This is a genomic window from Pokkaliibacter sp. MBI-7 (assembly GCF_029846635.1).
Classification (GTDB): Bacteria; Pseudomonadota; Gammaproteobacteria; order Pseudomonadales; family Balneatricaceae; genus Pokkaliibacter.
The window spans coordinates 3,673,048-3,687,384 of record NZ_JARVTG010000001.1 but is presented as its reverse complement, the minus strand read 5'-3'; the positions used below and the strand labels follow the sequence as shown (position 1 = coordinate 3,687,384).

General features: G+C 54.2%; 15 protein-coding genes. 5 read left to right on the top strand and 10 right to left on the bottom strand.

Annotation, left to right across the window (positions count from 1 at the left end):
• Nucleotides 1–8: 8 nt before the first annotated feature.
• Nucleotides 9–965: a bifunctional riboflavin kinase/FAD synthetase gene (gene ribF, locus QCD60_RS16335; protein ID WP_279787109.1), complete on the bottom strand. Its 957-nt coding sequence runs from the start codon at nt 963–965 to the stop codon at nt 9–11.
• A gap of 162 nt (nt 966–1,127) precedes the next feature.
• Nucleotides 1,128–2,690, bottom strand: a complete 1,563-nt coding sequence (murJ, locus tag QCD60_RS16330; RefSeq protein WP_279787107.1) for a murein biosynthesis integral membrane protein MurJ — start codon at nt 2,688–2,690, stop codon at nt 1,128–1,130.
• A 243-nt stretch (nt 2,691–2,933) separates the two neighbouring features.
• On the opposite strand from murJ, the gene rpsT reads away from it, so the two are divergent.
• Entirely contained in the window at nt 2,934–3,206 is a 273-nt protein-coding gene (rpsT, locus tag QCD60_RS16325) for a 30S ribosomal protein S20 (protein ID WP_104151802.1), read from the top strand.
• A 156-nt stretch (nt 3,207–3,362) separates the two neighbouring features.
• On the opposite strand, the gene proB is transcribed toward rpsT, so the two are convergent.
• From proB to rplU, 4 genes are all read right to left on the bottom strand, one after another.
• The gene (proB, locus tag QCD60_RS16320; RefSeq protein ID WP_279787104.1) at nt 3,363–4,487 is read right to left on the bottom strand and encodes a glutamate 5-kinase; all 1,125 of its coding nucleotides are present in this window, start codon (nt 4,485–4,487) and stop codon (nt 3,363–3,365) included.
• Nucleotides 4,488–4,496: 9 nt separating this feature from the next.
• Complete coding sequence (cgtA, locus tag QCD60_RS16315) at nt 4,497–5,690, bottom strand: Obg family GTPase CgtA (protein WP_279787102.1); 1,194 nt, start codon at nt 5,688–5,690, stop codon at nt 4,497–4,499.
• 165 nt (nt 5,691–5,855) lie between these two features.
• Nucleotides 5,856–6,113: a 50S ribosomal protein L27 gene (gene rpmA / locus QCD60_RS16310; protein ID WP_104151805.1), complete on the bottom strand. Its 258-nt coding sequence runs from the start codon at nt 6,111–6,113 to the stop codon at nt 5,856–5,858.
• A 31-nt stretch (nt 6,114–6,144) separates the two neighbouring features.
• The gene (gene rplU / locus QCD60_RS16305; protein WP_104151806.1) at nt 6,145–6,456 is read right to left on the bottom strand and encodes a 50S ribosomal protein L21; all 312 of its coding nucleotides are present in this window, start codon (nt 6,454–6,456) and stop codon (nt 6,145–6,147) included.
• A 238-nt stretch (nt 6,457–6,694) separates the two neighbouring features.
• Here rplU and ispB point away from each other — a divergent pair, with 238 nt between their 5' ends.
• From ispB to fabB, 3 genes are all read left to right on the top strand, one after another.
• Entirely contained in the window at nt 6,695–7,663 is a 969-nt protein-coding gene (gene ispB / locus QCD60_RS16300; RefSeq protein ID WP_279787099.1) for an octaprenyl diphosphate synthase, read from the top strand.
• Between the two features lie 129 nt (nt 7,664–7,792).
• Nucleotides 7,793–8,308 (top strand): 3-hydroxyacyl-[acyl-carrier-protein] dehydratase FabA, encoded by a 516-nt coding sequence (fabA, locus tag QCD60_RS16295; RefSeq protein ID WP_104151808.1) that lies wholly within the window; start codon nt 7,793–7,795, stop codon nt 8,306–8,308.
• A 56-nt stretch (nt 8,309–8,364) separates the two neighbouring features.
• Complete coding sequence (gene fabB / locus QCD60_RS16290; protein WP_104151809.1) at nt 8,365–9,579, top strand: beta-ketoacyl-ACP synthase I; 1,215 nt, start codon at nt 8,365–8,367, stop codon at nt 9,577–9,579.
• Between the two features lie 86 nt (nt 9,580–9,665).
• Here fabB and QCD60_RS16285 read toward each other — a convergent pair whose 3' ends face one another.
• The 3 genes from QCD60_RS16285 to QCD60_RS16275 form a co-directional block, all read right to left on the bottom strand.
• On the bottom strand, nt 9,666–10,592 hold the full coding sequence (locus tag QCD60_RS16285; RefSeq protein ID WP_279787096.1) for a YHYH protein: 927 nt from the start codon (nt 10,590–10,592) through the stop codon (nt 9,666–9,668).
• A 215-nt stretch (nt 10,593–10,807) separates the two neighbouring features.
• Nucleotides 10,808–11,545, bottom strand: a complete 738-nt coding sequence (locus QCD60_RS16280; protein ID WP_279787094.1) for a lysophospholipid acyltransferase family protein — start codon at nt 11,543–11,545, stop codon at nt 10,808–10,810.
• 14 nt (nt 11,546–11,559) lie between these two features.
• Complete coding sequence (locus QCD60_RS16275; RefSeq protein ID WP_279787091.1) at nt 11,560–12,696, bottom strand: 1-acyl-sn-glycerol-3-phosphate acyltransferase; 1,137 nt, start codon at nt 12,694–12,696, stop codon at nt 11,560–11,562.
• Between the two features lie 227 nt (nt 12,697–12,923).
• Between QCD60_RS16275 and QCD60_RS16270 the strand changes: the two genes are divergently transcribed.
• The gene (locus QCD60_RS16270; protein WP_279787089.1) at nt 12,924–13,307 is read left to right on the top strand and encodes a SirB2 family protein; all 384 of its coding nucleotides are present in this window, start codon (nt 12,924–12,926) and stop codon (nt 13,305–13,307) included.
• A gap of 142 nt (nt 13,308–13,449) precedes the next feature.
• Here QCD60_RS16270 and QCD60_RS16265 read toward each other — a convergent pair whose 3' ends face one another.
• A complete protein-coding gene (locus QCD60_RS16265; RefSeq protein WP_279787087.1) occupies nt 13,450–14,334 on the bottom strand; it encodes an NAD(P)-dependent oxidoreductase in 885 nt (294 codons plus the stop codon).
• Nucleotides 14,335–14,337: the final 3 nt, after the last annotated feature.

The following is a 14,337-nucleotide window of genomic DNA, read 5'->3' as shown; positions in this document are numbered from 1 at the left end:
TTCTTCACTCAGGCTGAATAAGTCTCGTCAGCTGCCTCACGACGCTCAAACCAGTTGCGCGCATGAGCAATATCAAGATGGATCTGTGTCGTCAGTGCCTGCAGATCAGGGAAGCGCTGCTCGGCACGAATATAATGGCGAAACACAACATCGATGTGCTGACCATAGAGATTGCCGGAATAGTCCAGCAGATGAACTTCAAGATTGGGCTTGATACCCTTCACGGTTGGGCGCATACCAATATTGGCAACTGCCGGCATTGGCAGGCCGCCAAGCCCCAGAACCTCCACCGCAAATACGCCACGCAACGCAGGCTGCTTACCACGCAGGGAGATATTGGCCGTTGGCACACCGATAGTACGCCCCAGTTGCTGGCCATACTCCACCCTGCCACTGATCGCATAGGAACGCCCGAGCATTTTCTCCGCCCGTGCCAGTTGTGCATCTGCAAGCAACTCACGAATTCTGGAGCTACTCACTCTCGCACCATGCAGGCTGAAAGTGTGGGTATTTTCCACCACAAAGCCACAGGTAGCACCAATTTGCTGCAACAGTGTGAAATCCCCCGCCCGATCACAGCCAAAACGGAAGTCATCACCCACCACAAAATGGCGTACTCGCAACCCTTCCAGCAGCACCGCGTTCACAAACGCCAGCGCGGGCAAAGAACGTAACTTGTCATTGAAGGGCAGACACAATACCGCATCGATACCCGCTTCCTGCAAATAGCGCACTTTGTCGCGTAGACGGGTAATCCGCGGTGGCGCAGAGGCAATATCAAAAAACTCCCTTGGCTGCGGCTCAAAGATAATAGCCAGCGTAGGGCAACCGAAACGCTCGCCAGCGGCCCTCACCTGCGACAGCACTTTGACATGCCCAAGATGGACACCATCAAAATTGCCGATTGTCGCGACACAGCCTTGGTGCCTCGGCTTCAGATTGTGCAGGCCTCGAATAAGCTCCATAACGACCAGGGAATACCAAGCAGCTCTCAAAGAAGCGGTGGATTATATATGAGCAAGACGCAACAGACCACGGCGCACTGCTTACCTGTACAGCTCAGTCACCAACCATACCGAACTGCAGTGACTGATGACAGCATGACCACCAACCAGGGCCACCACACCTTACGCAGCCGCTCGCAGATGCCTCGGGCGCAACCCCGTAGCCAGCAGCAGCACAGCATAGAGCACGGCTCCAGCGACAACTAAAGCAGCCAGATGCCAAGCTCTCGCCATACCATGCCAGGCAAACCAAACCGCCTTATCTGGCACGACCAGCCAAATCATCACAACCAAACCGCCGTTGGCCACCAGCAATTGCACAATTCGCTTTGCCCAGCCCACCTGCGCATGCAACAACCCATCACGATGGAGATACCACGCCAGGCAGCCTGCATTCATGAATGCCGAAAGCGAGGTTGCCAACGCCAGACCGGCATGAGCGAGAGGCCAGATCAGCAGCAGGTTCATAACCATATTGGCCACCATAGCCCAGATACCAATCTTGACAGGCGTACGGGTATCCTGCCGGGCATAAAACCCCGGCGCCAACACCTTGATCAGCATAAAAGCCAACAAACCCAGACCATAGGCACGCAAACTCATGGCGCTCATGGCCACATCATGCTCAGTCAGCGCTCCATAATGAAACAATGAAATCAACAGAGGCTCTGCCAGCATCACCAGAGCTAACGAAGCCGGAATACCAATCAGTAGAATCATGAAGATGGCCCAATCCAGCGTTCGCGCAAAGTCTTCCTGTGAACGACTGGCATGCTGACGCGACAAACTGGGCAGTATCACTGTTGCTATCGCAATACCGAACACACCGAGCGGCAACTCAGATAACCGGTCAGAAAAATACAGCCAGGAAACACTGCCAGTTTGCAGAAACGACGCCAGCACGGTGTCCAGCAACAGATTTATCTGGCTGACCGACACACCAAACAAGGCGGGCAACATCAACTTGAGAATCCGGCGCACCCCCTCATGCTGAAAATCAGGCCGAGGCACTGGCAGTAATCCCAGACGATAGAGAAACGGCAACTGAAAGGTGAACTGCACCGCACCGGCGATCAACACTCCCCAGGCCAGCGCCATTACCGGGGTTTGCATCTGCGGAGCCAGCCATAATGCCGTACAGATCATGCACACATTCAACCAGACCGGCGTAAATGCAGGCACAGCAAATTGTTTGTAAGCATTGAGAATACTGCCTGAAAACGCCGTCAGCGAGATCAGCAGCAGGTAAGGAAAGGTGATACGCAGCATCTCCACAGCTAAAGCAAACTTCTGTGGGTCTGCATTAAACCCCGGAGCAAATATCCAGGTAATGTAGTGCGCCCCCAGCATGGCGAGCAGCGTTACAAGCAGCAAGCTCAGGCCCAGCGCTCCCGCCACACTGTCAACCAGTCGCTTAATGTCAGCTTTGGTGACTTTGGTTTGATACTCAGCCAGCACAGGCACAAAAGCCTGATTGAACGCCCCTTCAGCAAACAAGCGGCGCAGAAAATTGGGAATTTTAAACGCTACAAAAAATGCATCCGCCCCGGTACCAGCACCAAATGCAGCGGCGATGACCATGTCCCGGACCAAACCCAGCACACGTGACACCATGGTCATAATACCCACCACAGCACTGCTTCTCAGCAACCCTACCTGCCGTGGCTTATCGACTAACTCAGCCATACTATTGAAGACTCACTTGTAGCCAGCACATTACCGCCCTGCAAAGCCCGGTTAATAGACGTCATCAGGGACAAATCGGAGAGCGAGCATGATACGTCAATGCCCTCCCATTGTGAGCAGTTTCCCGCCAGATAAAATTGCAGCCGATATGTGGTTGACTTTCAACCAGCCTATGGGGATAATTTCGGTCCTTCAAATTGGCATAAACACACACCTTTTCTGGAATTCTCGAGGAGCCGGATTGTGGCAAATTCCGCAGGATCTAAAAAGCGTGCACGCCAGGCCGAGAAGCATCGCCAGCAGAATGCTAGCATGCGCTCCATGGTACGCACCTATCTGAAGAAAGTAGTCAACGCTGTTGAGGCGGGTAACGCAGAAGCAGCCAAAGCTGCCTACGAGGTTGCTGTACCCGTGCTGGATCGCGCTGCTGACAAAGGCCTGTTCCACAAGAACAAAGCTGCACGTCATAAGAGCCGTCTGAATGCTGCTATCAAGAATCTGGCTACTGCTGCCTAAGACTTGATCGTACATCAAGATCTCACAATGAAACCGGCCATGTGCCGGTTTCGTTGTTTTAACTCTAGACAAAACCCCGCCAGCCCCCAGATATAAAAAATGGTGACAGCTCACGCCACCACCATTCCTTTACAACATCTCAAGCGACACCATTACTCAACTCAGAACTAGGTTATCCCTGTGCACCAATTCCGGCTCAGCACTGTAACCCAACACCTCAGCAATCTCTCGCGAAGAGTGACCGAGGATTAACCGCGCTTCTTCAGCAGAATACCCCACCAGACCGCGTGCAATCACCTCACCCGCCGCATCAACACACAGCACCATTTCACCACGAGAAAACTCACCTTCCACCGCAGTAACCCCGACAGACAGCAAGCTCACACCCGACTCGCGCACCGCTCTCACCGCACCAGCATCCAGAACCAGCTTTCCTTTAGCTTTCAGATGACCAGCCAGCCATTGCTTACGCGCCGCCTGAGGTGATTGTTCAGATGTCAACATGGTGCCCAGCACCTCACCCTGATGCAAGCGACGCAACACATCCGACTCACGCCCACTGACTATAATGGTCGCCGCCCCAGAGCGCGCAGCAACCTTCGCCGCCCTGACCTTGGTCAGCATACCACCCCGCCCCAGCAACCCGGCACCACCACCGGCCATCACCTCAAGAGAGGCATCACCCGCACTCGCTTCGGACACAAACTCAGCATCAACATGCTTACGCGGATCTTTGGTAAATAAACCCTGCTGGTCCGTCAGAATCACCAACACGTCAGCCACTATCAGATTTGCAACCAACGCCCCGAGTGTATCGTTGTCACCAAAACAGATCTCACTGGTAACCACGGTGTCATTCTCATTGATGACCGGCACCACTCCCCACTCAACCAGACCACGCAGAGTACTGCGCGCATTCAGATAGCGGGTGCGATTGGAAAGATCATCGTGCGTCAGCAACACCTGCGCCGTGTGCAGTCCGTGGCGCGAAAAGCTGGACTCCCAGACCTGCACCAACCCCATCTGCCCCACGGCAGCAGTAGCCTGCAACTGGAAAAGCTCGCGCGGTCGCTCCTTCAAACCCAGCCGGGACATACCCGCCGCCACCGCCCCCGAAGAGACCAGCACCAGCTCCACCCCTTCTTTGTGCAACGCTGCCAACTGATCAACCCAGCCAGCTATCGCCGCCTCATCGAGACCGCGACCATCATTGGTCAACAAAGAACTGCCGATTTTGACCACCCAGCGCTTTGACTGGGCCAGCTTACCGCGCTTATTCACGCTTACTCCTTAACGCACGTATTCCACTTCGATGTCATAATCATCATCGTCGAAGTCATCATCATCGAAGTCACTATCACCAGCCTCTTTGTGAGCACGACGCAATGCATCAATACGTTGACGCGCCTCACGCTCAACCTGCAGACGCTCCTGCTCTCTGGCTGCTACCAGTTCAGGATTCTGCTCCTCAGCCTCAGCCTGCTCTTCGATCCACTCCATGATGGCATGACACAACGCCTGCGTACCGTCAGCGTTGATCGCAGAAATCCGGAACACAGGCCCCTGCCAGTCAAGCGCATCAATGACCGCCTGACAGCGCTCGTCACGCTCATCATCTGGCACCATATCCAGCTTATTCAACACCAGCCAGCGCTCACGCCCAACCAGAGTCTGACTGAATTTACCCAGCTCACTGACAATGACTTCCGCAGCTTCTGGTGGCGTTAATTCATCCCAGGGCGCCATATCAACGATATGCAGCAACAAACGGGTACGCGCTAAGTGCTTAAGGAAACGAATCCCCAACCCAGCCCCCTCAGCAGCCCCCTCAATCAATCCCGGGATGTCAGCCACCACAAAGCTGCGATGCTGCTGCACACGCACCACGCCCAGATTGGGCACCAGCGTAGTGAACGGATAATCCGCCACTTTAGGCTTAGCAGAAGAGATAGAGCGAATAAAAGTTGACTTGCCAGCATTAGGCAAACCTAACAAGCCGACATCGGCCAGCACTTTCAGTTCAAGGCGCAGGTTACGACTCTCTCCAGGCGTACCCTTGGTAGTCTGTCGGGGCGCCTGATTCACACTGGACTTGAAACGAGCATTGCCCAGACCACGGAAACCGCCCTGCACCACCTTTATCCGCTGACCACCCACAGTCAGATCGCCGAGCACTTCCTCGGTATCTTCATCAATAATGGAAGTACCAACGGGCACCTTGATAACCAGATCCTCACCAGCCTTACCGGTACAATCCTTACCCTGCCCCGGCTGACCGCTTTCAGCGCGATACTGACGCACAAAGCGAAAATCAACCAGCGTATTCAGGTTCTCATCAGCTTCCATCCAGACCGAACCACCATGACCGCCATCACCACCGTCAGGTCCGCCTTTTTCAATAAACTTCTCACGACGAAAACTCATACATCCGTTTCCGCCCTTACCAGCCTCAACAACAATGCTGGCCTCATCAACAAACTTCATAACTTACCTCTGTGCACTTCCGCCCCTGCCGCCCCGACGACACACCACGCCAACAGGCAGAGTACAAATGCTTCACTAACCAATTAATTTCGCGTCGGAACAGGGTACAGAAACAAAAAAAGCCCCGCCATAGGCAGAGCTTTTTCCGTCCGCTGAGCGGAGCTATCAAGCAGCTACGATAGAAACGTATTTACGCTTCTTCGGGCCCTTGACTTCAAACTTGACCACGCCGTCTGCCTTGGCAAACAGAGTGAAGTCTTTACCCAGACCAACGTTAGTACCTGGATAGAACTGGGTACCACGCTGACGAACGATAATGTTACCAGCGTCTACTACCTGACCACCGAAACGCTTAACGCCAAGGCGTTTACTTTCGGAATCGCGACCGTTGCGAGAACTACCCGCGGCCTTCTTGTGAGCCATTTAACTTTCCTCCGTTATTCAACAAACGCCATTAGGCATTGATGCCAGTGATTTTCACTTCAGTGAACCACTGACGATGACCAATGCGCTTCATGTGATGCTTACGGCGGCGGAACTTGATGGTGGTCACTTTCTCGCCACGACCGTGAGATACCACTTCAGCACTCACTTTCGCACCGTCAACTACAGGGGCGCCGATTTTAACGTCTTCGCCATTTGCAACCAGCAGCACCTTGTCAAACTCGACTGCCGCGCCAACATCGGCGGTCAGTTTTTCGAGTTTCAGGGTTTCACCGGCTTTAACCCGGTACTGTTTGCCGCCGCTTACGATAACTGCGTACATTGTCTTCTCCATGGTTTACCTACCCGGCTACTAAGGGAAACCTACTTCTAATGGAAGCACCATATAATAGGGAGCGATTTCGGGCAGGTTTAGGGTGCGAAAGTGTACGCAAAATCACCAGCTCACGCAAGCCGTAAATAGGCAAACCAGAAGTGGCGCAAGCCTCGCAACCACCGCGCTTGACAGGGTACCCCCCCCTTCCTAGCATGGGTGCAGTTTTTCAGCTTCGAATACTCTCATGCAGCCACAGCAACTACACTCCGTCGTCGCCGACGAATTTGCCGCCGTCAACCAGTGCATTCTCCAGCATCTGCATTCAGAGGTCGCGCTGGTCGAAACCATTGGTCACTACATTATTAATAGTGGTGGCAAGCGCGTTCGCCCGCTGCTGACACTGCTCACAGCCATGGCTTGTGAGTATCAGGGGAAAGACCACATCCCTCTGGCCGCCATTATCGAATTTATTCATACAGCCACGCTCTTACATGACGATGTGGTGGACACCTCCGATATGCGTCGCGGCCGCCCGACAGCCAACGCAGAATGGGGCAACGCCCCCAGTGTTCTGGTGGGTGACTTCCTCTATTCACGCTCGTTCCAGATGCTGGTAGCCATCGGCAATATGGACATTATGAAAACCATCTCCCACGCCACCAATGTTATTGCCGAAGGTGAGGTGTTGCAGCTACTCAACTGCAACAATCCAGACACCACTGAAGCCGATTACATGCGCGTGATCCATGGCAAGACAGCCATGCTGTTTGAAGCCAGCGCGCTTGCGGCTGCCCAGTTAAGCGGCGCCTCTGCCAGCGCCTGCGATGCTTTGCAGCGCTACGGACGCCATCTGGGTGCAGCCTTCCAGCTGATGGACGACATTCTTGACTACACAGGCAATGCCGAAGAGATGGGCAAGAACGTCGGTGATGACCTGGCTGAAGGCAAGCCTACCCTGCCATTGATATACGCCATGCGCACTCTGGCCGAAGATGAAGCGCAGCTTATTCGTAACGCGATCGAGCACGGCGGCCTTGAGCAGCTGGATCACATTACTGCCTGTGTTCGCGACTGTGGCGCTCTGGACTACACCGTGCGCAAGGCCGAAGAAGAGCGTGACCTTGCTCTGGAGTGCCTGGCCTTTTTGCCTGAGTCTGCCTATAAGGCGGCAATGATCACTCTTGCCCACGCCGCTGTGCGGCGCAGCAAATAAGTATCCATTCACATTGCCTCTGCCATCACTAGCCGAGGATGTATATAATGGCGGTTTATTTGTCAGCCGATAGAAAAATATCACTGTTGCCGCTGACAAAGTTAAATAAGGAATGGAAAGTAAATATCGATGACCAGACCCTCCTCTTTTACCCGTGAAGAGCTACTTCAGTGTGGCCATGGTGAGATGTTCGGCCCAGGCAACGCTCAGCTGCCAATCGGTAACATGCTGATGCTGGACCGCGTCACTCATATCTCCGAAGTCGGTGGTGATTTCGGCAAAGGGGAAATCGTCGCAGAGCTGGACATCAACCCTGACCTTTGGTTCTTTGGCTGCCATTTCCCTGGTGATCCTGTGATGCCAGGCTGCCTGGGTCTCGACGCCATGTGGCAGATCGTTGGTTTCTTCCTTGCGTGGAAAGGTAACCCTGGTCGCGGCCGTGCTTTAGGTGCTGGCGAAGTACGCTTTTTTGGCCAGGTACTGCCAACCGCCAAGACCGTCAGCTATCGCCTCAACCTGAAGCGTGTTATCGAGCGCAAACTGGTCATGGGTATTGCTGACGGCCATATGTATGTAGACGGACGCGAGATTTACAGTGCGAAGGATCTGCGTGTAGGTCTGTTTACCACTACCGACCAATTCTGATCCTGCCCTGGCACGTTCGAGTGCTAGGTCAAGTTAATTGACATGAGGGCGCTTTAATGCGACGCGTTGTTGTTACCGGAATGGGTATCGTGTCCTGCCTGGGCAACGATAAGGCTACTGTACTGGACTCTCTGCAGCAGGGCCGTTCCGGCATTTCCTTTCAACCTGAATATGCAGAAATGGGCTTTCGTAGCCATATTGCTGGCCGTCCGGACGTCAATCTGGATGAAGCCATTGACCGTAAACTGCGTCGCTTCATGGGTGACGCAGCGGGCTTTGCCTATCTGTCGATGGCACAGGCTATCGAAGATGCTGGCCTCAGCCCAGAAATGGTTTCCAGTGAACGGACCGGTCTGATTGCAGGCTCCGGTGGTGCCTCATCCGCCAATATCATCGAGTCTGGCGACCTGGCACGCGAAAAAGGCGTGCGCAAAGTTGGCCCCTATCGTGTTACCCGTACCATGGGCAGCACTGTGTCAGCATGTCTGGCAACCCCCTTCAAAATCAAGGGTGTGAACTACTCCATCACCTCAGCCTGCGCCACCAGCGCACACTGTATCGGCAATGGTATGGAGCTGATCCAACTGGGTAAGCAAGACATCGTGTTTGCGGGTGGCGGTGAAGAACTGCACTGGGCGCAAACGGTGCTGTTCGATGCCATGGGCGCCTTGTCTACCAAATACAACGAAACCCCAGAAAAAGCCTCCCGCGCGTACGATGTTGACCGTGACGGTTTCATTATTGCCGGCGGTGGCGGCATGCTGGTTCTTGAAGAGCTGGAACACGCCAAAGCGCGTGGCGCCAAGATCTACGCTGAACTGGTAGGCTATGGCGCAACCTCTGATGGCTACGATATGGTTGCACCGTCTGGCGAAGGTGCCAAACGCTGCATGCATCAGGCGATGGCAGGCCTGGATTTGCCTATCGACTACATCAATGCCCACGGCACCAGCACCCCCGTGGGTGATGTCGCCGAAATGAAGGCAGTGATGGCAGTCTTTGGCGACAACATGCCTCCTGTTACATCAACCAAGTCTCTGTCTGGCCATTCGCTGGGCGCAGCTGGCGTACAGGAAGCCATCTACAGCCTGCTAATGATGGAAAACAACTTTATCGCTGGCTCTGCCAACATCGATAACCTTGACCCTGCGCTGGCCGGTGCCAACATTCCCGCCTCCAACAGAGAACAGGTGTTGAACTGCATCATGTCCAACAGCTTCGGTTTTGGTGGCACTAACGCTACGCTGATTTTCAAACGCTACCAGGGCTAACTCTGCACGCACTTTGACGTACAGCACATAACAACCCCGCATCTGCGGGGTTGTTGCTTTTCATCGCCACCAAAACAGCCCCTCTCTTACCATTGCGGTCGCAGACGCCCTTGACCCGGCGGCGGTGGCAGCTGACGTGGAAAAGATGGATGCTGCATGCGCAGATGAGCCAGCGTCAATGGCGTACCGCGGAAACATCCCAGAGTATAGGGATACTCTTCCGTCATCACGTAGTGATACATCGTGACTTCTTGGCCATTCCAACGAACCTTACTTGTCCGCCCGTGGCAGGCATCAAGATCCGCATTGGTCAGCTGCCGCCCCTGCTCATCCCACATACTGTAGATACCAAATCCATCCAGTGCGTAACCCAGCAACTGAGCAGGCTGCAGGCTGCCTGACAGGCAGTCACTCGGTCCATGATAGTGATACGCCCCCTGCTCCTGCGGATGCCCCTGACAGCTATCCTGCACCTCATGCGCTACTGCATCACGCCCAAGATCATCCAGGGCATTGAAGATCGCCACCCCATTCAACGCGATACCAATCGGCCCCATCGGTAAGCAGGAAGCCCGAGCTGCCAGTGCCGGTTGCAAGGGAAGGTCATACGCTACGGTCTGGGAGTGGATACGGTTAGGGTTGCGATCATAGCGAAAGGCAGGATCACTCTGCGCTATGGGAAACTGCCCCGTCGGTGCACTGACAGGCAGACCATTACCTTCGATATGACGCTGCCGCACCACGCCCGCGATAACTTCGCTGATATTGATGTAAGCTTCATGCCAGTAGCGTCGCCCCTGCACCATCGGTTTCTGTGCTGGATCCCAGTGATCGCCGACGATCCAGGGTGAGGGCCCCATAACACCACGCCCACGATGCTCCGACTGGCAGACCATCACATAGCCAGTCTGTGGCATTTGGCTGATCTTGCCATCCCCCAGGGGTAAGGTGTGCGCCAGCGCAGTGGCTGCGAACCAGTAACACGCCCATCCCCACAACCAACGACACATCATGCATCCCTCCGCACTGACCATGCGGCAACAACATGGCCGACTACCTCAAGTTGTTACACCATAGCCAGCAGCAAGCGTAAATGCCAAGCCGAATCACCACCACTATGCTCTTGCAAGAGTGCAGCTGATAACAGAAAAGAAGGAAAAGTAGCGAGGTGGCAAGGAGAAAAGAGCGGGAAGGGGATTCCCTTCCCGGCCCGGAATGCGTTATTTCATCATCCCGGTAGATGCTGAGGCATAGCCTTCAGCTGAGCCTGCATCCAGTCGACAGCCTGAGAATGCACTTCATCGGTGGTTTTACCGACCGTATCGATGGGCGCTCCCAGCACGATCTGAATCGTACCCGGAAACTTGATAAAGCGTTTGTTAGGCCAGCAGGTACCCGCATTATGGACTAAGGGCAGCAACGGCACCCCGGAGGAACACGCAAGAACCGTCCCGCTTTTTGAATAGGTACCTTCCACACCGGGATCAAGCCGAGTCCCCTGCGGGAAAATCAATAACCCTTCGCCGGCACCCAGTCGCTCTTTACCCTGCTTGAGAATCTGCTTCAGGGCATTGGTCTTTTGCGACCGGTCAATGGCGATGGGACGCAACAGCCGCAGAGCCCAGCCAAAGAACGGGACGGACAGCAGCTCTTTTTTCAACACCGTCACCAGAGCACGCGGCAAGGTTTGCAGGTAGAACGTTTCCCACTGGCTCTGGTGATTACTGATAAGTACAAAGGCACCGTCTCTGGGCATATGCTCTATACCAGTCACCTGATGACGCACACCGCAGGAGATACGCAACCACCAGATGAAGAAGCGGTTAAATAGCACGACCAGAGGGTGACGATGGCGAAAGGGCACCCAGATAAAAAACACTACACAGATCAGTGAGTAGCTGATTACCGTGGGGAAATATCCCAGGTAAAAAATGCAGGTACGCAATCCAGCGATCAACGCTGCCATACAACCGGTCTCCCTTACTGTTGTTCCAGCGCCAGCTTACGCCGCACCGGAGCGGCATACATTTCCAGAAAAAATGCCCGCTGACCTTCCGATAACCCTTCGAGACGTTCATCAAAGGTCGTCTGCTGTTCCGCTGAAGGCACTTGTTGAGTACTGACACCCAGATGTTTGGCTGCAGTCAGGTTAGAGCCGTGCATGAAGTAATTGTCCAGAATCTGACGATCAATCAGTTCCGCCAGCTCTTCCGGTGAAGCAGGCGGCTCAACGATTTCATCGCCGAAAGCCACATGCACCTGACCTTTATAGCCGACGATGCCGCGGACAATACTCTGGATATCCTCAAACTGAGACTTTTCATAACCTCCCTGTTCGGCCAGAGCATAGAGCTCGCGCGCCATGGACTGATCACAGGGATTGTATTCATAGGAGATACTGACAGGCACAATATGCAGGCGCTGCATGGCCTCGGCAAAACTCAGACCTTCCTTCTTACGGAACATGTAGAACATCTTGATGATGGCCGGATCCGTCAGATCCTTGCCGTCTTTTGCCCGCCCTTCTCGCTGTGCAATCCAGATGGAATGACCATCGGCAATGGAGCTGTCGATGTAAGTGGACAACTGCAGGTAGGTCGCCATCATCTCCCGCACGCCTTTGGCTGAACGCTTGACGATAAAACTCTTGTTCAGCCGCATCAGATCACTGACGTACGGTTTGCGCAGCAGGTTGTCACCGATGGCGATGCGTACCGTATCGTGCTGATTGTGCCACAGGGCATAGTTGACGAAAGCGGGGTCCATAGCGATATCGCGATGGTTGGAGATAAACAGATAAGCCTTACCGGGCTGCAGCTTATCAATCCCGGTGACTGTCAGGCCGGTAGTGCTTTTATGGATCATCCGATCCATATAGAAAGAAACGTTATGCTGAAAATCGCGGATGTTGCCAATCTTGCCCGCCTGCCGACGCAGGGCAAAGGCCACTGCCGGATTGAGCAACCAGCCGAGATAATTACGCAGTTTGGGATACTTGAAGCGTACTATGGCATCAATAAACTCTTGATCAGCCAGAATCCGGGCGATGACCTCCTTGACCTCGCCATCCTCGTAGGGACGGATATCCTGAAAGGCTTCACTCAGGGATGATGTCATCTTGCTCCTCTTTACCTACTAAACTGAAGGCCGATGTGGTTGTTGTCGTAACGGCCCTTGATTAAGGTGGGGCATTTTAAAGCAAAGCCGACCATATAACAGCACCGTCATATCGGCATCCAGCAATTTTCGCTATTATCGCCACAATCTTGGCGCCATAACCTGATATTGTGGCGTACTGCAATCATCACGAATTTCTCTCACATCAGGCAACTCAAGGAACCTGCATGGTTATCGCCTTCAAACACAGCCATATGCTGTTCGCCTTTCTCAGCATCTTTCTTTTTACCCTGCGCGGAATGTGGATGCTGCGTCGCTCACCTATGCTGGAAAAGAAGTGGGTCAGGATCTTGCCACATATCATTGACACCCTGTTGCTGGTTACCGCTATCGGCCTGATTGTGCAACTGGGCGTCTATCCCTTCCAGAGTGGTGCTGGCTGGCTGACTGCCAAGTTGCTGGGACTGATTGCCTACATCGTCCTGGGTACCGTCGCCCTGAAGCGTGGAAAAACCTATGCCAGTCGGGTAATAGCCCTTTTCGCCTGCTGGCTGATACTGGCTTACATAGTCTCCGTTGCACTAAGCAAGTCGCCGCTGCCATGGAGCTGAGCTGACAGACGCGACAACGAAACACCTGCTCACGCTCCAGGGGCGGGCACCCTGGACGAAGAAATGAAAAAGCCGCACTGCTGCGGCTTTTTCATTTTCGATCCGGCATTGCTGCCACACAGCGTGACAGCGGCTTAGCTATCTAAATCATCGGATCACACATTTCAGTCAGCATCGCCTGCAGATACTGGCGCCATGGACGCTGACCAATGCCAAAGACATGACGAATCTTGCGGCAATCCAGTCGGGTCTGATTGGGACGCGCGGGAAGCACATCTGCCTGTTCGGCATTGAGGCTTTCCAGCTCATCACAGGTAATAGCGATAAACTGTCTGGCCTGAGCCAGAATGGCTTCGTAGAAGCCATAGCGGCTCGTATACTCGGCGCTGCCGTAGTGATAGGTACCCCACTCAGTTACACCGCACTCCAGCTGTTGCAGAATAGCGCCCACGACACGGGCCAGATCAGCGGCTGCCGTCGGCTGACCGATGTGATCAACCAGCGCCGGCAAACTCTTGTGGGTACGGGCATCACGCAATACCTGAGCCACTTCCCCTGCGTCAGTGGCGCTGAACAACCAGTGACTGCGCAAAATGATGTGGCGCATGCAGTGGCGTCGGACACCTTCCTCACCCAGCCACTTGGTCTCCCCCAGCATACCGACCGGACGAATCGGGTCATCCTCTTTATAGGGCACTTTCAGCAGACCATCGAACACCAGTGCGCAGGACAGATGCAGCAGGCCGATACCCATATGTTCCGCCTCTCTGGCCAGTATCACCGGACCTTCCTGATTGACCTGCCGACACCGCTCTGGCTGTCTTTCGGCCAGATAGATATCGTTCATACCCGCGGCATTGACGATAAAATCAGGGCGTGATTTCTGCAGGTAAGAAGCAACAGCATCCGGATTGGCAATGTCCAGCATGGCATGAGAGGCAGCATCAACCTTGAATCCAAGCTGATGTAATTGCAGAACGATAGCGCTGCCTGCCTGACCATGGGCACCTGTTACCAGAACCTTCACTTT

Excerpts from the sequence above, each read along its gene's own strand:
- ispB (WP_279787099.1), top strand. The coding sequence starts at position 6,695 with ATGCAGCCACAGCAACTACACTCCGTCGTCGCCGACGAATTTGCCGCC.
- ribF (WP_279787109.1), bottom strand. The coding sequence starts at position 965 with ATGGAGCTTATTCGAGGCCTGCACAATCTGAAGCCGAGGCACCAAGGC.
- rplU (WP_104151806.1), bottom strand. The coding sequence starts at position 6,456 with ATGTACGCAGTTATCGTAAGCGGCGGCAAACAGTACCGGGTTAAAGCC.
- cgtA (WP_279787102.1), bottom strand. The coding sequence starts at position 5,690 with ATGAAGTTTGTTGATGAGGCCAGCATTGTTGTTGAGGCTGGTAAGGGC.
- murJ (WP_279787107.1), bottom strand. The coding sequence starts at position 2,690 with ATGGCTGAGTTAGTCGATAAGCCACGGCAGGTAGGGTTGCTGAGAAGC.
- fabA (WP_104151808.1), top strand. The coding sequence starts at position 7,793 with ATGACCAGACCCTCCTCTTTTACCCGTGAAGAGCTACTTCAGTGTGGC.
- QCD60_RS16285 (WP_279787096.1), bottom strand. The coding sequence starts at position 10,592 with ATGATGTGTCGTTGGTTGTGGGGATGGGCGTGTTACTGGTTCGCAGCC.
- QCD60_RS16280 (WP_279787094.1), bottom strand. The coding sequence starts at position 11,545 with ATGGCAGCGTTGATCGCTGGATTGCGTACCTGCATTTTTTACCTGGGA.
- rpmA (WP_104151805.1), bottom strand. The coding sequence starts at position 6,113 with ATGGCTCACAAGAAGGCCGCGGGTAGTTCTCGCAACGGTCGCGATTCC.
- QCD60_RS16275 (WP_279787091.1), bottom strand. The coding sequence starts at position 12,696 with ATGACATCATCCCTGAGTGAAGCCTTTCAGGATATCCGTCCCTACGAG.
- fabB (WP_104151809.1), top strand. The coding sequence starts at position 8,365 with ATGCGACGCGTTGTTGTTACCGGAATGGGTATCGTGTCCTGCCTGGGC.
- QCD60_RS16270 (WP_279787089.1), top strand. The coding sequence starts at position 12,924 with ATGGTTATCGCCTTCAAACACAGCCATATGCTGTTCGCCTTTCTCAGC.